This window comes from Bifidobacterium thermophilum (assembly GCF_037482445.1).
GTDB lineage: Bacteria > Actinomycetota > Actinomycetes > Actinomycetales > Bifidobacteriaceae > Bifidobacterium > Bifidobacterium thermophilum_B.
In genome coordinates this window covers 54,842-74,642 of the sequence record NZ_JBBHLY010000011.1, presented here as the reverse complement: position 1 = coordinate 74,642, position 19,801 = coordinate 54,842, and the positions used below count along the sequence as shown (strand labels likewise).

General features: G+C 61.2%; 15 protein-coding genes and 1 tRNA gene. 10 read left to right on the top strand and 6 right to left on the bottom strand.

The genetic code is table 11. From position 1 onward, the window contains the following. Positions 1 to 477: 477 nt before the first annotated feature. Positions 478 to 801: a hypothetical protein gene (locus WD012_RS06895; RefSeq protein ID WP_339563026.1), complete on the bottom strand. Its 324-nt coding sequence runs from the start codon at positions 799 to 801 to the stop codon at positions 478 to 480. Between the two features lie 595 nt (positions 802 to 1,396). On the opposite strand from WD012_RS06895, the gene WD012_RS06890 reads away from it, so the two are divergent. Further along, positions 1,397 to 2,437, top strand: a complete 1,041-nt coding sequence (locus WD012_RS06890; RefSeq protein ID WP_479686356.1) for a Ppx/GppA phosphatase family protein — start codon at positions 1,397 to 1,399, stop codon at positions 2,435 to 2,437. Positions 2,438 to 2,799: 362 nt separating this feature from the next. Here the strand turns inward: WD012_RS06890 and WD012_RS06885 are convergent, their stop codons facing one another. Next, on the bottom strand, positions 2,800 to 3,264 hold the full coding sequence (locus WD012_RS06885; RefSeq protein ID WP_339563025.1) for an Hsp20/alpha crystallin family protein: 465 nt from the start codon (positions 3,262 to 3,264) through the stop codon (positions 2,800 to 2,802). 504 nt (positions 3,265 to 3,768) lie between these two features. Then, the gene (locus WD012_RS06880; RefSeq protein WP_339563024.1) at positions 3,769 to 4,896 is read right to left on the bottom strand and encodes a cation diffusion facilitator family transporter; all 1,128 of its coding nucleotides are present in this window, start codon (positions 4,894 to 4,896) and stop codon (positions 3,769 to 3,771) included. Between the two features lie 187 nt (positions 4,897 to 5,083). Between WD012_RS06880 and WD012_RS06875 the strand changes: the two genes are divergently transcribed. The 5 genes from WD012_RS06875 to bcp all read left to right on the top strand — a co-directional run bounded on the left by WD012_RS06875 (position 5,084) and on the right by bcp (position 13,024). Next, positions 5,084 to 6,613: a DUF3375 family protein gene (locus WD012_RS06875; protein WP_339563023.1), complete on the top strand. Its 1,530-nt coding sequence runs from the start codon at positions 5,084 to 5,086 to the stop codon at positions 6,611 to 6,613. A 117-nt stretch (positions 6,614 to 6,730) separates the two neighbouring features. Next, on the top strand, positions 6,731 to 7,645 hold the full coding sequence (locus WD012_RS06870; protein WP_339563022.1) for a DUF4194 domain-containing protein: 915 nt from the start codon (positions 6,731 to 6,733) through the stop codon (positions 7,643 to 7,645). After that, entirely contained in the window at positions 7,645 to 11,253 is a 3,609-nt protein-coding gene (locus tag WD012_RS06865) for an ATP-binding protein (protein WP_339563021.1), read from the top strand. The genes WD012_RS06870 and WD012_RS06865 overlap by 1 nt, the downstream gene beginning before the upstream one ends. Next, complete coding sequence (locus WD012_RS06860) at positions 11,250 to 12,512, top strand: Wadjet anti-phage system protein JetD domain-containing protein (protein WP_339563020.1); 1,263 nt, start codon at positions 11,250 to 11,252, stop codon at positions 12,510 to 12,512. Before WD012_RS06865 ends, WD012_RS06860 begins: the two co-directional genes overlap by 4 nt. After that, positions 12,509 to 13,024: a thioredoxin-dependent thiol peroxidase gene (gene bcp / locus WD012_RS06855; protein ID WP_339563019.1), complete on the top strand. Its 516-nt coding sequence runs from the start codon at positions 12,509 to 12,511 to the stop codon at positions 13,022 to 13,024. The genes WD012_RS06860 and bcp overlap by 4 nt, the downstream gene beginning before the upstream one ends. Positions 13,025 to 13,140: 116 nt before the next feature. Here the strand turns inward: bcp and WD012_RS06850 are convergent, their stop codons facing one another. Beyond that, entirely contained in the window at positions 13,141 to 13,767 is a 627-nt protein-coding gene (locus tag WD012_RS06850; RefSeq protein ID WP_026503340.1) for a DUF5701 family protein, read from the bottom strand. 137 nt (positions 13,768 to 13,904) lie between these two features. Here WD012_RS06850 and WD012_RS06845 point away from each other — a divergent pair. Then, a tRNA-Ser gene (locus WD012_RS06845) sits at positions 13,905 to 13,989 on the top strand. Between the two features lie 405 nt (positions 13,990 to 14,394). Continuing rightward, on the top strand, positions 14,395 to 14,805 hold the full coding sequence (locus WD012_RS06840) for an RDD family protein (RefSeq protein WP_339563018.1): 411 nt from the start codon (positions 14,395 to 14,397) through the stop codon (positions 14,803 to 14,805). 42 nt (positions 14,806 to 14,847) lie between these two features. On the opposite strand, the gene WD012_RS06835 is transcribed toward WD012_RS06840, so the two are convergent. Further along, positions 14,848 to 15,087, bottom strand: a complete 240-nt coding sequence (locus tag WD012_RS06835; protein ID WP_339563017.1) for a hypothetical protein — start codon at positions 15,085 to 15,087, stop codon at positions 14,848 to 14,850. Between the two features lie 261 nt (positions 15,088 to 15,348). Next, on the bottom strand, positions 15,349 to 17,298 hold the full coding sequence (locus tag WD012_RS06830; protein WP_479686355.1) for a DUF6541 family protein: 1,950 nt from the start codon (positions 17,296 to 17,298) through the stop codon (positions 15,349 to 15,351). A 230-nt stretch (positions 17,299 to 17,528) separates the two neighbouring features. Between WD012_RS06830 and WD012_RS06825 the strand changes: the two genes are divergently transcribed. Both WD012_RS06825 and WD012_RS06820 read left to right on the top strand, forming a co-directional pair. Beyond that, the gene (locus WD012_RS06825) at positions 17,529 to 18,863 is read left to right on the top strand and encodes an FtsX-like permease family protein (RefSeq protein ID WP_339563015.1); all 1,335 of its coding nucleotides are present in this window, start codon (positions 17,529 to 17,531) and stop codon (positions 18,861 to 18,863) included. Further along, complete coding sequence (locus WD012_RS06820; protein ID WP_339563014.1) at positions 18,860 to 19,792, top strand: ATP-binding cassette domain-containing protein; 933 nt, start codon at positions 18,860 to 18,862, stop codon at positions 19,790 to 19,792. The genes WD012_RS06825 and WD012_RS06820 overlap by 4 nt, the downstream gene beginning before the upstream one ends. Positions 19,793 to 19,801 lie beyond the last annotated feature (9 nt).

The following is a 19,801-nucleotide window of genomic DNA, read 5'->3' as shown; positions in this document are numbered from 1 at the left end:
TCCCCTGCTCTGCCGGTCTATTTGTCTGCCGTGCGACTCAGCAATCACACCGCTAACGGATACCCCGACTCGCCCAGCCACCACAACGTGTAACCCGGCCGCCATGCGATGGCCAGATGACATGACAGGCAGATACCCGACGAATCCTCCTGTCCCGCCGGTCTATCTGCCCGCCATGCAATCCAGCGGTCACACCGCAGACAAATACACCGCAAATCCCCCGGCCATGTCACTCAACCCGACCGCGGTGCAACCACTCAGTCGCACCGCAGGCAGATACCTGGCAGATTCCTCCGTCCCGCCACCCAACCTCGCCGCGGTGCGACCTCCCAGTCACACCGCAGGCAGATACCTGGCAGATTCCTCCGTCCCGCCACCCAACCTCGCCGCGGTGCGACCTCCCAGTCACACCGCAGGCAGATAGCCAGCCAACCAGGCAATCACACCGGCCTATCTATCCGCCATGCGACACGTCGATCACACCGCAGGCAGATATCCGCTCGCAACACTAGGCTGACGGCTCGCACGCACGCGCCGACCGCGCTGACGCCGCTGCCAATCCGCATTCGCTTGCAGCCGCCGCTCCCAAATCCGGCGTTCCCATGTCACCATCGTGTCTGCCGCCGACTGTCCGCTTGCCACACCATGTCCTTCATATTCCTGATATTCCACTATCATCACCTCTTCGTCGCGAACACCGCCATCGGCAGATTCGCCATCAATGAATTCGTCGCTTTCCTTCGGATTGCCCCAGCCATCGCTCAGACTCCCCGGATTTTCACGCGCTCCGACGAACGTCAAGCCGAGAGCGCCAAGCCGCCACAGCAGGCAACAACCTGAATATCAACAGCAGCCAATCGCCGCTATTCCACGATTTCGCCCACCGCCGCAATGTCAGCGGACGGCCTTATTCCCGGCCATCGTCAGTAAACAGGAACCCGCCATGCGACACATTTGGCTGATTCCTTCAATGGAACGCATCATCGGTCGAGACATTTCAGCAGGCTCCTTTCTGTTGTTCATTCGATTCGATCACCAATCGACCGCCGCCCGCAGCAAGCAAACACCGCCGGGACTCGAGGCATCCGCCGCTTTCCAAACGATGAACCGCTGCAGTACAGCCATCGTAAGCATCAGAAAAGCGAACACGCAAGACCCCGGTTAGAGCCGCGACCAATACCCGGTCATCAAACGGCCTTACACCGTCCAAACGACAGCACCCGCATGTACACTGTCAAATAAAGGGGATGTGATGGCGGCCGGCAACACGGCCGCTCGTGTCTGTCAGCCGCAGGCGCGAACGATGCACAGCTCACGGAAACCGTCGGCACAAACCGTTTGCGGGAATCGCCTACAGGAACCGTGCGATGCGCGATACACATCAGACAAGGTAATCATGTCAAACAAGACTGCGAAGAAATCAGCGTCCAACAAGTCCAGCGAAAGCTCCAAAGCCGCCAAGGAATCAGCGTCCACCGAACGGAAACGGCATGTCCGGCTCGGCGTTCTCGATATCGGGTCGAACACCATCCACATGCTTATCGTCAAAGCCGCTCCAGGCGCGCGCCCGGAGCCGGAAGCACAGACCCGCGTAGTCGTCAGGCTTATGCAATACCTCAAAGACGACGGTTCCATCCGCAAATCCGGCGTCACGGCGATTCTCGACGCAGTAGATGAATGCATGAAACTCGCGCGGAAATCGGATGTCACCACCATCGTGCCAATCGCGACATCCGCGATACGCGAGGCACCTAACGGCCCCAAGATCCTCACCGAAATCAAACACCATATCGGCATGGACGTCACCGTGCTGTCCGGCGCCGACGAGGCCAGGCTCACATTCCTTGCGGCACGACGCTGGTACGGCTGGGATGCGGGGCGACTGCTCGTGCTCGATATCGGCGGCGGCTCGCTCGAGGCGGCGGGCGGCGGGAACGAAGACCCAGATATCGCCATCAGCGTGCCGGCGGGCGCCGGGCGCATCACCCACGAGTTCCTGCCTGACGGCACGAGCGACGCGAAGAATCTTGAACGCGTGCACCGCAAAGTCGCCCAGATTGTCGACCCGCTGGCCAAAGCGTTTACCGATACCACGCGGCCGAACCATGTGGTCGCCACATCCAAGACGTTCCGCTCCCTCGCCCGCCTTGCCGGCACAAAAGTGAAAACCGTCGGTAACGCGGAATCGTGGCATCTGAAGCGTTCGCAACTGGAGGATTGGATTCCGCGACTGGCGGCGATCGACCCCGACCAGCGTGTCGCGCTTCCTGGAATTACACCGGAACGCACCTTGCAGATTGTCGGCGGCGCGGTCGCTGCGGACGAAGCGATGAAAGCGCTTGACGTCGACGAGGTGGAAATCTGCCCGTGGGCTTTGCGCGAGGGCGTGATTCTGCATTGGCTCGACCAGCATGGGCGCGCGAGTTTCGACTGGTGAGTAGACGCGTTCGATAGACGGCGTGTCTGGGACATATCTGGGACATATCTGGAGCATGCCTAACAAATCGGTGGAAGCGGCGACGCCACTTGAAGCCGGTCGCCGCTCCTAGCGGCATCCCACGTACCGCAATATCAAATCAGTATTAACCCAGAAAACCCGCAATAACAATGATGGGGGCGGAGGCTCGAAACCTCCGTCCCCATCATCAGGTCTAGGCTATGTGTCGCCACCCGCCATCAGTCAGCGTAGGCAACGTAGCAGCGGGCGACGTGAACACTCGCCATCGTGCACAATCGCCATTGATTCACGCGACCGGCGAACGCGTACCGCACATAGCGTCAACCAACGTGCACCGGCCGTCAGCCCTCAATCGCGATGCGATGAGCCTGCTCGACCTGCGACTTGGCCTCCTGCTTCGGCATCTGCAGATGCAGCGTGCCGTCCTTGTACGAGGCGTGGATATCGGATTCCTTCATATCGTCGCCGACATAGAAGGTGCGGCTGCACGTACCGGCGTAGCGTTCGCGACGCAGCCACTTGCCTTCCTTGTCCTTGTCTTCCTTGGAATCATTGCGATGCGCGGAGACGGTCAGATACCCGTCCTTGAGCTCGACGTTGATGTCGTCCTTGTTGAAGCCCGGCATATCCATCGCGACCTCATAGCCGTGATCGGTCTCACGCACATCCGTGTTCATCAGGCTGCCCGACTGTGCGGCGGCAAGCTGACGGCCTTCATCAGCCGCGTCACGCCAACCCGCGAAGAACGGATCGTCGAACAGATCAGAGAACATCGTGTCATTCATCAAAGCCGGAAACATAGCCATAATCGGTACTCCTTCATATTTGGAGCCAACGCGGCTTGGCAGCCGACCGTATCGACACCCAGATGCCGCCGGCCGGTTTCGTATACCCGCGTCCGGAACCCTCCCGGGCTCCTGACCTTGACCTTTCACTTCACCCAACTTCCCGCGGCGAAGTTCATTCCGGATTTTCACCGTGGGGAAACATGCGGGTGCGGGAGGATTCAGGAGCTTGATATGGCGCCATATTCAGCCGCTTGCGACTGCGGGAGAGCTGGAGCGACTGCGGGGCGGGGGCGACTGTGGGAGATTGCGACCGATTCGTCTCTATCGCAAGAAACTCCCGGGAGAATTCGGTGGAAACGACGATTTCGGAATGATCTCCCAACGACATCGTTGATATTCCGCGACCCATGAAATCAGCCCGATGGGAGTTTATCGGTAAATCTGCAGCAAGGCGATAAACTCCCACGCGGCACCGGGACTTTCGTCAATCATAGCCACCGACGACATAAACTCCCGCCCGGCTCAGTCCACCCAATCCTCGATTTTCGCAGCCTTGACCGGGTCATACGTGTCCGGCTCCACAACAATATCCAGCGTGTAATACGGAATGGCGGCGCGCAGCTGTTTCTCCAGTCGGTTGATTGCGGCGGCGTCATCCAGCTCGGTCTCGTTGCGGAACTGCACCTTGAGCAGCACGAGGATGCGCTTCTCGGACAAGTGCATGGCCGCGGGATCGGCGAGCACCCGTTCGACATCGGGATTCTCCGCCAGCACTTGCGTAATCACGCGATACGTGTGGTCGCTTGCGCCTTCGCCGATCAGCAGCGATGAGACCTGCACGCCCAGCAGCAGAGCGCCCACAATCAGTAGGATGCCGATGCTGGTGCCGCCGATGGCATCCCAGATTTCATCACCGGTCAGAATCGCCAGCAGCGACCCCAAAAACGCGAAAGCCAGACCAATCACGGCCAGCGTGTCTTCGGCAAGCACAACCGCCAAATCACTGGATTTCGTGCCTTTCCAGAATTTGATGAGACTGAACGGACCCGGGTCGTGTGTCTCCTCGAAGCGCTCCTTCGCTTCCTTGATGCCGTTGTGCAAGCTCCACGCTTCAATCGCCATGCAAATCAAAGTCACGACCAGCACAATGGCCATATTGTGCGCATCCACGGCATGGGCTTGCGGTCCGCCGGACACGACTTCGCGGATTTTTGCGATGGATTCGCTCGCCGAATACACGCCACCGATGGCGAACAGGGAAACTGCAACGATGAACGAGGCGAGATACCGTGCCCGCGACCAGCCCAGCGGATGCTTGCGGCTCGGCGGCCGGTGCGACAGCTTATTGCCGATGATCAGCGTGAGCTCGTTGCCGGAATCGGCAAGGCTGTGGACGCTTTCGGAGAGCATCGAAGCCGAATGCGTGACCATGAACACCACGAATTTCACGACCGCGACCATCACATTCGCCAACAGTGCCGCGATGACGGCGATGCCGATTTTCGCACTGTGTTTTTCGGTGCCGTCCGGGGCCAGATCGTGGTTCATTGCGGCGTTGCCGTTGGGCTGCGGCCGGTTGCGCGGCACATCATGCGCGATGCCGGCAGCCAAAGCCCGTCGTGTATCGTCCTGGTGGTCTTGTGTGGTCATCTTCGTTCTCCTTGGCCCGGTATCGCAACACTCCGAAACCGGTTCCTGTTCCAGCATAGCCCGGGAACGGCTGTGGACGCCCGCAGTCTTCATGCGTGTCCGATAAGATGGTGTTGGTATGCCGTCCCGCGACATTCCGGGCGAAATACCGACAGCGACGGCGCAAAAGGCAAAAGGAGGCAGTTTCGTGAGCGACGTGAGGGCGCAACTGGAACGGCTGCGGCCAGTCTATGAAACGGGCGTGCTTCGGCTGCTGCTACGCAACCATGCGATGACGTATGTCGCCCTACTGCGCACCTGTTTCAAACCGTTGACCGCCGAACTGCCCAAAGAGACGCTTGAGGTGCGGCTCGCCGGCGCGCTCGAGGAGCTTGCACACGATGGCGAATGGCAGTTCAAAGACGGCGAAACCGCGCAGGACAGCGCCCATCAGACGCTTGTCGAACTCACCCGCGAAGGCGAAGACGATTACGCGTGGCTCGCGAACTCGTATGATTCCGCTTCCCACCATTATCTGTACCGTTTGACGGCCCGCGCCCACCGCGCGATCGACGCGCTGTCCCAGCTTGAGGACACAACCCGCGCGCTGTCCGGCGCCCAGGCGAATTCCATCATCATGGAGGTCGAGAACGCCCGCAAACGTCTGACCGTCGATCCAAGCGAGCGCATCGCCCTGCTTGAGGCCGAAGTCAAGGAACGCGAGCAGGAAATCAGCCGGCTCCGCAACGGTGAATCCGTGGAGTCCCTGAGCGACAAGGATGTCGAGGATATCATCGCCGTGGTGCACAACACCTTGCGCGGCGTACCGGTCGACCTGCATGAGCTCGCGCTTGAGGAACGCGACAACGGCGACGCGCTGCGCCGACGCATGCAGGAAAACTCAATGAGCGTTGACGAGATTCTTACCGCGTACCATGAGCGCTACCGCCGCTCGATGCGCGAGTCTGACAGCGGGCGGCGCTTCGAGGACGCGTTCCAGGTGATTGTGACCGACGAGGGTCGGCGGCAGATCGATGACGCGGTGCAGGATATCGCAAAAAGCCCGTACCTGCACGGTGAGCCGAATCAGCTGCTCAATCAGGTGCGGGCGGAATTGAAGCGGATTTACGAAGGCATCGAGGATGTCCGCCATCAGGTGCGCGTCTCGGACGAAGCGGTGAGCCGTCTGGTCCGGCAGCGCAGCGACACCCGGTATCGCACGGCGTTGGACACGTTCAACCGGCTGTTCGCGACAATCAGCCAAGAAATCAAGGCCGGCATGCCTTCTCCCAGCCCGTATTCGTTTGATGTGGGCGACGCCACGCTGCTTGCGCTGCCTACACGGCCGGCACGCCCGATGGCTTTCGCAGCGCCGCCGAGTCTGGAGGCCATGTCGTCGGTTCAGGATGATGACAATCCCGGGTTCGCCGATGTGGATTTGCGCGCGATGGTCGAGGCGGGCGGACCGCGGTTGCGGCATATGCTGTCGCTGATTGTACAAGACCCGATCATGCGCGACGGGCGGGTTGACGTCGCGGCGAGCTTCAACCAGTTGAGCGATACGGAACGCCGCGAAAGCGAACTGATCGGTTTCCTGGGGGCCTTGCGCGTGGACGATGACGGGCAGTTCTCGACATGGCGATGCGTGTCCGCGGACGGTACGACACGCGCGTGGCGTACACGGCCGGTACTTGCAGACGTTGGCGTGTTGCATGAGATTATCGAAGAGGACGCATGACGGATGCCGGCTGGTGACGGGCGGTGACCGCGAGACGGGCGAGGAGCATAGGCCGAATCAGCGCGAACGGCATGTACGCGAATCCGGCGACACGGAACTTGTGGAAAGGGCGGGACGATGACCGACGAACTTGATGACATGATGGCCGCCATGGGCACTGCTCGCATGGACGGCGACGCCGATGCCATGGTGGATGCCCATGAAGACGGCTCCGGCGAGACCGACGGTGTGCCGAATGCCGGCGGGGACACTGACACCATGGGGGACACTGACACCATGGGGGATATCGACCCTGCGGACAATCCACATGCGCTGTTTCCCGGGGACACGAGCACGATGGACGCCGACGCACGCGCGGTCGCCATCGCGCTGAAACGTGACCGGTTCATCACCAGTGACGCGTATGAGACGGCGTTGGACCATGTTGACGAGGTACGCCGCTCACTCAACGACGATCTGCTTGAACTGGTTGATGTTCCGCGATACCAAGTGATGTACGCCAGACCGGTCACAGCGGACGGATTGGGGATGCGATCCTTGAAAACCCGGGCGTCGCTGACGCGCGAGGAGGCGGCGATGCTGGCTCTGCTGCGCATTCGCGTGCTCGGCTATGAGAGCTCGCGCGAATCGTCCAAAGACTGGATCATCAGCACGGACGACATCCGCGCCGCGCTGACCACAGGCGCCGGCTGGCTGGCCGCACGCAACGACGAAGAAGGCGTGATGAAACGCATCGGCATCGCGATTTCACGGTGCGTGACCTACGGATATCTCGCCCCCGTTGAAGACACCGATGACATGTACCGCATCACGCCGCTGGTCCCTGCCGTACTCACCACCGAGCTTGCCGAACAGTGGCTTGGCGAAAGCGAGAACAGCGCCGCTGACAGTGCGAACACCCCTGAAGAAGGCGTCCAGGTAACCGCAAATACCGATACGTCTGATATTGCCGACACGACATACACGAATACCGCTGACGGTTTGAATGCCGGCGCTACTGCCGCCCAAACCGGCGAAGAAACGAGGTTGTGATGACCGACGAAGCGCTGATGGCCGACCACTGGATGCTTGCCAGCCGCCAACTGGTCAATTGGGGGTCCTACGAGGGCTACCACGTGTTCCGCCCGTCCATGGACCCGGACATGCCGATTACCTTGCTCGCGGGTGCCAGCGAATCCGGCAAATCCACGCTGGTGGACGCGCAGAATTCCCTGCTCTACCCTGCTGGCACGGCGTTCAACAAGGCCTCGAATTCCGGGCGTTCCGAACGCAGCGACTACACATATTTGCGTGGCATGACCGCCGTGGCGGATGACGCGGAAGGCGGGACGGCCGTCTATCTGCGCGGTTCGGCCGAGGACGGCACGCCGAGTGCGGTGTGGGGCGCGATTGTGGACACCTATGTCAACCGTATGGGCGGCGAGATGCTCTCATGCGCGAAGTTCCTGTACCTGTCCCCCGGCGACGAGCGCGGCAGCGTACGGCGCCAATACGTGTCCTGGAACCATGAAATCGACCCGCGAAAGATGGACGGCTACCGGTCCTCACCATTCACCGCAGACCAATTGCGCAAGGTGTATCCGGGGTGCGCGGTGTATTCGAACGCGGAAAACTTCCATGAATCCGTGTGGACACGCATGGGCTTGAAAGCCGCCGCATGCCGGTTGCTGTACAAAATCCAGTCGGCGGATGCGCCTTCGCGGCTTGACGATATTTTCAAGCAAGGTGTGCTCGATGTCCCGAACGCCCTGACCAAGGCGCGCGAGGCGGTTGAGGATTACGACCGGTATGCCGAGAACTTCCGCAGTATGGAAGAAAATACCCGACAGATGGACGCCTTGCGTGAAATCCGCGACGAACACGCCGAATACGATAAAGCGGCCAGGCAGGCGCGTGATCTGCGGGTCACCGATCCGCAAGATGACACCGGATTGGCCACCTTGCGCTCGTGGGTGTTCTCCCGGTTGGCGTCCGCGGTACGCGACCAGCTGCCGCAAGATCGCCGCGAGCTGGAGAGGCAGCAGGAGCAATGTCGCAAAGCCGATACGACAGTCGAAAACGTGCAACGCGAACTCGGCGAAGTCACCGAGATGATGCACGGCGCCGGCGGCGACACCCTGACCCATCTGGAAAACGAGCATGAGCAGGCGCTGCAGGAGCTGGAACGGATGCGTCATACCGTCGGGCGCATCCGGCAGGCGTTCGCTCGGGCGGACGAGCCGATGCCCCAATCCGAGGCATCGTGGGAACAGCGCCGGCAGGAAGCCCAGGATTTCATTGAGGACGCGAACGTGCAACGCGATGAGCTCCAACGCCAGCGGGACGCTTGCGTGGTCCGCCGCAAAGGCATCACCGACCGTCTTGACCCGATCAAGCGCGATTTCGAACGGCAAAGCCGCAAGCGCACCCGTATCACGCAAGACATGGAAGACGACCGCGCGGCGATTGCGCAGGCGACCGGGCTGAGCGAGCGCGATCTTCCCTATGTCGCCGAGCTGATGGACGTGCGCAAAGACGAAGAGCGGTGGCGTACCGCGATGAACGTGGCTTATGGCCCCATTGCGCAGATTATTTTGGTCGACCGCCGTTACGAGCGGGGATTCGCCCGAAAAGTCAGCACCATCGACCCGTCAACCATGTTCCGCCGCACTTGGCAGTTCATTGATATCGACAATATCGACTATCAAAGCGGCACCCAGGAACACGGGGAGGACGGCGAGCACGACGACCGGCTGTCCGGAAAACTGCGGTTCCGTGAGGATTCCCCATTCTTGGGATGGCTGCGCGAGCAAACCACATCCCGGCGACTTGACGCGCTGTGCGTCGAACATATCGACGACGCCGACGCCACCCGGCAAATCCAACCGGACGGGCAGATCAAAGCCGGTCAGCGTGGTTCGTATGGCACCAAAGGCATCAACCAGGTCATCGGTTTCGCCGACGAAGCGTACCTGCGCGGGCTCAAACAGCAAATCGACCGCCTGTCCGAACAGCTCAGGCAGTGCGAGTTGGATGGGGAGGACATCAAGCGCCAGCAAAGCCATCTGGACGAACTGCGTACCTTGTCGTCGCAAATCGCCGATCTTTCTTGGACAGAAGTCGACGAAGCCGGCACCGAAGCGAAGGTGGAACGCCTTGAGCGCGACATCGACACGCTGCGCAACGACCCGAAACTCGCCCAGCTCGCCGAGCGACGCGACCAACTCCAGCACGCGCTGCGGGACGCGTTGGACTCGCAGGCGAACGCCCGATTCGCCGCCGCCAACACGCAGCAGGCCGTCGACGCCGCCGAAGCGTGGCTGACTGAACGCGCTGGGCAGATTGCCGACACCGCGGAACAGCCGACGCTACCGGATACCGTCACCGAACTGCTGTCCACCGCGTACAGCGCGGCGACCGGTTCCGTGGCCGGCGAACTGGCCCATATGACTGTTCTGCCAGGGCAACCCGGAATCCGCCGATTCGACGAGCGGGTGCTCGGCATGGTAGGCAACGCGATCACCAAGCGCATCAGCGAGGCGGCCACTCAAGCCAACAAGGCACGGGCATCCGTCGAACGGCGCATGTCCGACTATCTTGCCCGCTGGGCCGCAGACGACACGACTGTCACCCCCACGGTGGACGACTACCGGTATTACGAGGACGAGTTGAGAGACCTGTCCAAAATCGTGGCGAAGGCGGCAACCCCTGAGGAAATCACCAACAGCGTGGACAAGATGCAACGCGACTTCAATGAGCTGAGTATGAGCCTCGAGAATGACCAGCGCGAAGTGCGTGAACAGCTCGACCGTATCAACTCCATGCTGCGCGACCAGCAGTTCGGGCCTCGCCACGGCAGTCTCACCCTCGACGTCACTATCAGACAACGCAGCACGGCCTTCAACGGCACGTTACGCCGGACCATCGAACGGCTCAACAGCTGGCAGGCAGAGCAGCCATCCGGCGGCGCTTCCGACAGCCGCACCGCGAAACGGGCGTTCGACAGCTGCAAACCGATAGTTGAACTGTTGCGTAGCGAGCTGGGCAAAGTGCGCGATACCGCGGGAATCCGCCAATATGGCGCCCGCGATCTCGATTCCCGTGCCCGCAGCTCCTTCTACGCGGTCGTGCACCATGATGATGGCCCCGACGAACGCATTTCCTCGACTGGCGGCAAATCCGGCGGCGCCTTGCAGGAGCTCACGTCCTTCGTGTACGGGGCTGCGCTCATCTACCTGTTGGGCGGCGATATCAGCGGACACCCCACCTACACCACGCTGTTCCTCGACGAAGCGCTCATCAAGGCGGACGGCCGGTACACACAGCGCGCACTTGCGGTGCTGCCACGGCTGGGATTCCAAGTCATCGTATCCGCGCCGGAAAGCAAAACCGGCGAAATCCTTGAGATGGCGACACGCGGCTATGTGGTGCTGAAAGACGAGCGGCTCCATTCGCATCTGCAGGAACTCGATCTGGTCGGCGCGCACGCGGACGGCGGACCATTCGAGCAGCGCAATCCGTCAGCCGGCAAATCGCCGACAGGCGCGGCGGCTTCCAGAATTCCGGCTGACACCGGGAGCGCCGACGATACCGCGGAAACCAGCGATGTTACAAACAGCGGCGATTCCACGGCCTCAAGCAGCGGAAGGCCACAGTCATGACCGGCATACGCGCACGCGGCGTGAACGCCCGAACAGCGCCCATGGAAATCGGCGATGCCGTCACGAGATATCTACAGCGGCGTCGATATGATGCCGAACCGCGATGGCCGTTGGTTTTCTCTGTGAGGTGGCCGGACCAGCGCACACTGACCGCCCAAGCGCCCGACTGGCATAAGGCCAACAACGCGTTGCGCGAATGGGCGCAACGTCAAGGTTGCCCGGTTACGAACAAGCACCGGCTGATGGTCACGCCGGTGGAGTTGATCGACACGGTCACGGTTGCGGATGAGCAGACCGCGTTGCACATCGCAGACCGGGCGAGCGCCCGGCACTACCGCAAGGCGCGCCAGCGCATCGACCTGTTGGCCGATGAGTGCTCAATCTCCCGCGACACCGCGGCATCCGTGGCGAAAATACTGGACAGTGAATCGGATGTGGATGTCACACTGGTGATTCGCGCCGCGCAGTTCTTCGGTACGCACGATGCAACCGGGTTGACTCCACGGCAAGTCCCGCTCGCGGGGTTCAGCGCGAAATGGCTTGATCAGACGCATCGCCGCAATGTCATCTGCACCTTGTGCGGCAAGGATTCGCTGGGATTGTCTGACCGCCCGCCGGAGCTACGTATGCGCTGGCTTGACCCGGCCTACTCGGACGAACCAGAAATGATGATCACCAGGCCGTGGCGGCCCGGTGGCGAGCGCGATATCCGCTATGTCATCATCGTGGAAAATAAGGATACCTACCAATCCATGCCCGACATCGCGCACGGATTGTGCGTTTGGGGAGCCGGCAAGGCGATTTTGACATCAATCGCGCTGCTACTGCCGTGGCTTACCACCGCAAGACCGGACGACGGGGATGATTCCAGTCCGCAGGTCGTCTATTGGGGCGATATGGACGCCGACGGCTTGGAAATCCTCGACGCCGTGCGGCACACCGGGGTACGATGCCAATCGCTATTCATGGATTTGGAAGCCTACCAGCGCTACTCATGGTTCGGTACCAATCTCACCTCAACCAGTACGCCGATCACTGCGCGCGAGCCCAAGGCGACGCCCACGCTTGACTTTGGCGAGCGTGAGCTCTATCTGCTCACATGTGGCGAGGCCGTCGGGCAATCCGACGAATCCGGTTTGTCCGACGGCCCAACCCATCTGCGCGTCGAACAGGAGCGAATCCCGCTCATTGACGCGGCCGATGCGCTCCGCTCGCTTGGATGGCCGATCGCCGCCAATAATGACAAGGAGACACAATGACAGACAACGCGCACCCGACGCCAGTACGGCTCGAAGCCGGGCAGACGGCCCCGGATTTCACGCTTCCCAGCGACACCGGCGAAACCGTCACCTTGTCCGCACTACGATGCCAGAACATCGTCCTATATTTCTATCCAGCGGCGATGACCCCAGGATGCACGACGGAAGCCTGCGATTTTCGCGACAATCTTGCGCGCCTGTCGGCACTAGGTTTCACCGTGCTCGGCGTGTCGAAGGATCCGCTCGACAAGCTTGCGCGATTCCGCGAACGCGACCATCTGACGTTCCCGCTGCTGTCGGACCCCGATTTGACTGTGCATCGTCTCTACGGCGCGTACGGCGAGAAGAATCTGTACGGCAAAGTGCGTCTGGGCGTAATCCGTTCGACCTTCGTGATTGACGGCGATGGCATCATCCGCGTCGCGAAATACAATGTGCGGGCGAAAGGACACGTCGATGTGTTGTTGCGGGCGCTCGACAAGCTCGATGATCAGGAGTGGATGCGACAGTAGAGCGGGCTGATCATGGGTCGGTCACGGGCTAATCACGGGCTAATCACGGGCGCGCAATGCCCGGTAATCATGTCCAATGACTACGCCCAGTAGCCGTACCCAGTCACGCCTATTAATCACGCCCAGTGGAAGAGCGAAACCCCGCAGCGCGAACGGCAGTAGGCGTTTCCCAACCATGTGTGCCGCGAATTCGGCCACACGGCTCCCAGCCTTGGAGCGTTCTGGCTCATCCAGATGCTGGGCGCGCGGCCGTCGGCACTGCGCGAACCGAGCAGGTTGAACCCGTTTTTCTCCACCAGCCAGTCCGGATGCTGGGTGGCGATGGCGAGCCCCTCCTCAAGTGTGAGCGGCAGGCGCTCGTCGGAGTCGATAAGTTTGCGCGCGACATCCGGTTCGCGGTTGATATACGCGGTGCCCGTGTGTGGGTCGATGACCAGGTAGAACGGGCCTTCCGGCGGCTCGAAACCGTCTTGCGGCAGGAAACTGGCGATATCGCGCGGCGGCATCGTTGTGAAACCGGCCATGCGGTTGATGCTGGTTCGTGCAATCAGGGATTCCGGCGATACCAGCTCGCGCGTAGGCACGAGCAGGATATTCGAACCGAGGTCGCTGTCTTCGAGCGCGCTGATGAGCGGGCGGGCAAGCGCGCGGAATGCCTCCGCGCTCATATCGGCCACATCAGGGTAGCCGAGCGCGACAATACGGTCGAGCTGCTTAAGTGCTTCCTGTGATGCGATGGACATACCTCCAAGTGTAGGACATCCGCGTGAGGGGCGGCGCATCGTGCGCGACACACCCACGCGGGTTTGCATGTCCGATAGTTCGTGGTACTCTATTCGAGTTGCCCGGTTACGCGCGCAGGCGCGTTTCCACAAGCAATGGAGGATTCGCCTAGTGGTCTATGGCGCACGCTTGGAAAGCGTGTTGGTGTAACAGCCTCACGAGTTCGAATCTCGTATCCTCCGCACAGGTACCCCGGAAGCCAAGCATTGCAAGGCATCCGGGGTTTTGCATAACATGCGAAATGGGCGCTAGATATGGGGCTATCGGCCAATTCGTACACCCACAGCAAGTCTCTCGGCACGAGCATAATCCCAAACCTTCTGCCGACACTGACAGGCACCTCAGCGTCGACAGAAGCAGAAAACAGACCGTCTGTCGACACCCGTCACCAGCACACCGCCGGCAAAACAGAGAGCGACTGCCTCCACCGACACCCAGCACCGGCACAATCCGCTCGCCCCACAAACCCGGCGTTTCAGTCCGCGCGCCGCCTGTTTCGACCGCTAGACTTGGCAATACGACCTCACAGCACGGCCGGTAAGCCCTTGCAATACCTCTTGCTCGGCCGTCGACGGAAAGGAACGACGATGTTCACTCTCTGGCTGCGCCGAGCCGCAGCGTATATCCTTCGCATCGTGCTGCCAGCATCGTTGCTCTCGCAGCTCATCGGCACCCTGCTGTTCGGCAAATCCTCACCGGGCGGAGCCGCTGAAACCTGGATTAGCTGCGCCAGTCTGCTTGTCGCCGGCGTCATCTCCGCCTTATCCACACGCAACGGGCAATCATGGGCGCACCAGCTTCTGCGTCTGCAAGTGCTCGATCAGGAATCCGGCGCCCCGATATCAGCCTTGAGAATGGGATTGCGAGAACTGGCGCATCTCGCTGATTTCGCGTCGTTGTGCATCGGCTTCCTCTGGCCGCTGTGGGACAGTCAACGGCAAACCTTCGCCGACAAAATCGTCAGCACCGTTGTCGTCAGCGTTGATCGACCACAATGACGTTCTGCCTTCCCAGCACTCCCTCTGCTGCGGTGTGAGCCGTCACTCAGTTTGAATCTGTTCGGCCTTGCCCGCATTGTCATCTTGCTTGGTGTTCTTTTTGGCGTTGCCAGTTATCATCATGGTGATGTTGAGCAGCATCAGCACACAAATGAACGCCATGAGGACCCACTCGCCTCTTGGAATCATCGATACAAGGAGGATCAGCAGGAAAATAATGTTGACAAGCGCAAAATTGATGTCATCAAACGCCTTTTTCGTGTTCTTGTTCTTTGCCATCATCGCCTCTTTCCATCGATTCGTTCGGATTTCACGATTTCGAATGTCCACGAAACCGAGCTGTATCATGCATCAGGCTGCATGACGTAGCATCAGTCTATCATCATGCAAATGTTTGCAAGAGTAGGCACGCCGCTGTAAGAGGAGATTTCAGGCTTCGCTCGCAATCTTGCGCACGACGCATGATAACGATGGCATCCGCGCGCTTACAGCATGGCCACCTGCCGCTGAAAGTCACATCGGCGCACGATTTCTCCGCCAACATCAGCCGCGCACGACGCCGCATCCGAAGCGGTAGAGCGCCCAGCCATGCCCGTATTGGCCAAGATCACGCACTTTGACGAGCGTGCCGTGACGCTCATATTGTGCAATCAGCCCTTCGTCGTGGAACGGGTCGAACTGCTGGCGGAACGTGAACAGTTGCAGGCTCGGTGCCTGAGGACCCATCGTCAGGAAATATGTGGGCGTGTCGTCACCGCCCAGCGGGCACACGGTATTGAGCAGCCGCGTGTCATCCCCCGAGGCGAAGGACAGCTCGGTCTGCTCGAAAATCGCTCCGTTCTTCTCTTTCATCGGGTTGTAAATCGGGTACAACATGTTGGCCCCGTACAGGCTTACCGCGTACATCGAGCCGTTCAGCGGATCGGATATGACGACCGCGCGCGTACCGGTCACCTTCACGACCTCGCCGAGCGCCCGATACTTGCTGGATGTCAGCTGCTCTTCCGGCCGCTCATCAGTCAGTTGCACATTGTGATACACCGATTGCGACAACGCCGCCCGTTCCGTATTGCCGAACTGGCAGGTGACGGCGAGCGCCGCCAGCACGACCACAACGATGCTCTGCCGGGCGGTACGCGTTAGTCGGATGTCGCTGCACACACGCCCACCGCTTCGCACACGGTCACCGCCCTTCCACGGCATCGGGACCGACACCGATCCGTCTCCGCTCGCCACCGCACACGCGGCGAAGACCAGCAGCGGAATCACGCCGAACGGAATCATGCTCAGTGGCCGGGTCTCCGCCCGGTACCAAGCCGCGGCGACGATATTCGGAAACCACCCAGTCAACGAGGTCGAGCAGACGAACAGCAACATGAGCAGCAGCCATGCGATAACCAAAGCGATCGCATCCCTACGGGTGTTGCGGTATCCGCTTTCACCGGGATGAGCAGCGTCGGAATCAGCACGCTTGAACACCTGCTGCGGCCGTGCAATCACGTAGCCGATGACGACCAGCGCAAGCACGGTCACGCCCGCCATCAACCATCCGCCCGGGCCCGAGATGTTGTCCGTGATGAAGGTGCGCAACGCTTGAGGCACCGTGCGCGACGGCACGAAGGTGTGGAACCATGCCGCCGGATTGCCGTATCTGTTGGATTGGTAGGAGCCGCGCATATAGACGAACAGCGCGGCCGCCCCGCACACGACCGCGCCGGCGAGCCCTGCGACGACTTTCCACGGCATGCGCAGCACGATGAACGGCGCCATGAGCAGCAGCCAGGAGAAGACGATGCGCGGGTGGGCGAACATGCACAGCCCGCCCACGGCGATGAAACCGAGAATCCACGGCCATACGCGCGTCCGCGTCCCCGTCTGCGCCTGCGCCCATGCCCCCGCGGGCCGTTCCGTCCCGTCACCCCCGTCATCGTCTGCGGTATGCCCCACCTTGCGCTGCCGCCAACGATCGGTCAGGGCGTCACACAAACGCAGCGTGACATACAGCCAGTACGGCAGGAGCGAGGTCGCCAATCCGTAGGCGAACAATGGCCCGCGGGCGAGCATCAGGAACGGGTGGCTCGCCGAGGAGACGGACAGCACCGGCACGATGATCGCCATGGCGCAGGAGAACGGCCGCCAGCCCCGTCCATCCACCAAACGTGTCCAGTATGTGGACAGCAAGAGCACACCTGCCGGCCATACGATGCCCGACGTCGCCAGCCACACGATGTTCACCGCCGCATAAATCGGCATATGCACGCCGAACACAGCCGCCCCGCGTATCAGCCCCGCGGCAAGCAGATGGAACAGCGGCGGGTAATACGCATCATTCGGCCACAGATGCGTCGCAGCCCCGAGCCCCTCCCCCAGAATCCTGCGGACGAAATAATAATGGGCAGGCGCGTCAATCTGCTGCAACGGGTATCGCCAGATCATCGACGTGTGCGGGAACCACCCCATCACCACGCCAAACGCGACAGCAACCCCAATCACCGAGCACAAAGGCACCATCCACCGAGCACATCTCACCCGCCCATCTTATCCTCATGTGTGGCATGAACCTGCCACACATAGGCGGGATAGACCCCGAAACCACGCAAAATCCGCCATGCGCCACCGAAATACTACCGGAGTTCCCAGCATTTCATCAGCACCATGAACGTAGACTGGCCATATATGTACGCGTCGGCGGCGATGCCGCCAGAGACTGGAGAAGTTACCGCATGTTCGTTCTCAAGAACGCATGGGCAGCGCTCAAACGCCATAAGTGGCGCTCACTGCTCACCATCATCACCGCCCTGCTCGTCACTTTCGGAACGATGTTTTCCACAGCGGTCATCCAAGCAAGCGACACCGCGTACGGTTCCGGCTACGACGCCCAGAAGCCGACACTCGACCTGAAACTCAAGCAGTCCGTGCAGTCGAAATACAACGGGGCCGACTCCAGCTGGAGCAAGCATTACCTGACGTGGACGAAATACTCCACGTACGCCAGCGCCGCCCAAAGCGCGAACCTCACCTTCACGTACACCTTCACCGAGGCCGTGCCGGTCCGTCAGACCTCGACGTTCAAAGCCGTCGCCGGCACCGCCGACCAGGACGCCAACAAGACCGGCGGCGAGTTCACACTGCGCACCTTCTACAGCAAGGAGGCGGCCGCCGCCAACGCCCAGGGCGCCTTCACCATCGTCAAGGGCAAGAACATCTCCTACTCCACGTCCAGCACGGATTCGACCTCGGCGCTGATTTCCGAAACCGTGGCCAAGAAGAACAACCTCAAGGTCAGCGACACCTTCACCATCGTCAACCCCACCGACGCGAAGACGACCGTCAAGCTCAAGGTCGCCGGCATCTACCGGTACAAGGACGGCAAATCCGCCGCCTCCACGAAACTCGCGAAAGACAACCGCGACAACGCGATTTTCGTCGGCTATTATGCGTTCGCCATCAACGGCTTCGACAGCACCACCGGCAAGGGCTGGGCGATCCCGGACCTCCAGGTCACCTTCACCATGGACAGCGTGAGCGCGTACAAGAAGTTCGTGAAGCTCATCAACAAGGCGAAGCTGCCGTCCGGTTATGAGATCGTCTCGACCTCGCTCGACGCCTATGTCGCGAGCATCAAGCCACTGGGCCAGCTTGCTGAACGCCTGCGTATCGCCCGAATCGCGCTGCTCGTCGTCGGAGGGCTGCTGCTTGTCGTGATGGTGGCGCTTGGCCTGGCCGGTCGTCGCGGCGAAATCGCCACGGCCATGCTGGTCGGCGTCACCAAGGCGCGTATCGCCTGGCAGTTCATGCTGGAAGTACTGATCCCCACCGTCTGCGGTTTCGCCATCGGCGCCCTGACCGGCGGCTTCGGCACCAAGCCGCTCGCCCACCAGCTTGCCGGCGGCTATGGTGTTCCCATGCCTTCCAGCCTGGTGTGGCAGACCATCGGCTACGGGTTGCTCGCCTGCCTGGTGTTGTCATTCATCGCCATGTTCCGCGTGATCGCCGTACGCAAGATCACGCTGTTCGAGCCGCGGGACACGACTGAGACCAAGGAGGAATCCAAGTGAGCGAGAACAACCAGCCCGACCAGATCGAGCAGCAGGACGAATCCATGGAAAGCGTGGAGTTCAGCGTCGTCATCGACGATACCGATGCGGATGCCGCCAACCGCCCGGCCGAAGCAGAAGACACGGCCACGGCGACGACTGCGGCGAAGAACGCCGATACCGCGACCCGCGCCTCTTCGCGCATCGACAGGGAACTGCGCAACCGCCGCCATATCGCGTTGAAGTCCTATCCGGCGTTCGCATTCAACAACGTCATCCTGCAAAACCGCAAGACCGGGCGCAACGTGCTCGACAACATCAGTCTCGACTGCTATAACGGCCGCACGGTCGCGATACTGGTGGACCCGGAGGATGCCGAGCAGCGCGTCGGATTCATGGCCGTCGCCTCCGGCATGCTGTACCCCACCAGCGGCAGGGTCATGCTCAAAAGCAACGACCTGGCCTCCTTCGACCCGTCGGAGGCGCGCGCGCATCGCCTCGGGGTCGTGCCGCAACGCTATGCGATCCGCGACGACCTGGATGCCATCGGCAACCTCGTGTACACGATGGACGCTTCGGGCCGCAACTTCCTGCAGCCCAAGCCCGATATCGCGCGCGACCTGCTTGACCGGACCGAGTTCGGCGACGGCAGCGAGCTCGCCGTCGAGAATTATGAGGCGCTCGTACACACACCCGCCGGCAAGCTGCGGGAAATCGACCGGCGTCGGCTGGCCATCGCGCGCGCCATCTGCTGCGAGGCGCAGGTCCTGCTGCTTGACGAGCCGACGGCGGGGCTTGACGCCGAGGATGCTTCGACGATTCTCAAGCTGCTCAACCGTCTGGCCCATCCGGACCGCAAGACGGCGGACACCGGCCGGTGCGTGATCATCGTCACCGACAACGATGATGTGGCCGACGCGTGCGACGAGGCGTTCGCGCTGTATGACTGATACCTCATG

Excerpts from the sequence above, each read along its gene's own strand:
- WD012_RS06890 (WP_479686356.1), top strand. The coding sequence starts at position 1,397 with ATGTCAAACAAGACTGCGAAGAAATCAGCGTCCAACAAGTCCAGCGAA.
- WD012_RS06885 (WP_339563025.1), bottom strand. The coding sequence starts at position 3,264 with ATGGCTATGTTTCCGGCTTTGATGAATGACACGATGTTCTCTGATCTG.
- WD012_RS06880 (WP_339563024.1), bottom strand. The coding sequence starts at position 4,896 with ATGACCACACAAGACCACCAGGACGATACACGACGGGCTTTGGCTGCC.
- WD012_RS06870 (WP_339563022.1), top strand. The coding sequence starts at position 6,731 with ATGACCGACGAACTTGATGACATGATGGCCGCCATGGGCACTGCTCGC.
- WD012_RS06865 (WP_339563021.1), top strand. The coding sequence starts at position 7,645 with ATGACCGACGAAGCGCTGATGGCCGACCACTGGATGCTTGCCAGCCGC.
- WD012_RS06860 (WP_339563020.1), top strand. The coding sequence starts at position 11,250 with ATGACCGGCATACGCGCACGCGGCGTGAACGCCCGAACAGCGCCCATG.
- bcp (WP_339563019.1), top strand. The coding sequence starts at position 12,509 with ATGACAGACAACGCGCACCCGACGCCAGTACGGCTCGAAGCCGGGCAG.
- WD012_RS06850 (WP_026503340.1), bottom strand. The coding sequence starts at position 13,767 with ATGTCCATCGCATCACAGGAAGCACTTAAGCAGCTCGACCGTATTGTC.
- WD012_RS06840 (WP_339563018.1), top strand. The coding sequence starts at position 14,395 with ATGTTCACTCTCTGGCTGCGCCGAGCCGCAGCGTATATCCTTCGCATC.
- WD012_RS06835 (WP_339563017.1), bottom strand. The coding sequence starts at position 15,087 with ATGATGGCAAAGAACAAGAACACGAAAAAGGCGTTTGATGACATCAAT.
- WD012_RS06825 (WP_339563015.1), top strand. The coding sequence starts at position 17,529 with ATGTTCGTTCTCAAGAACGCATGGGCAGCGCTCAAACGCCATAAGTGG.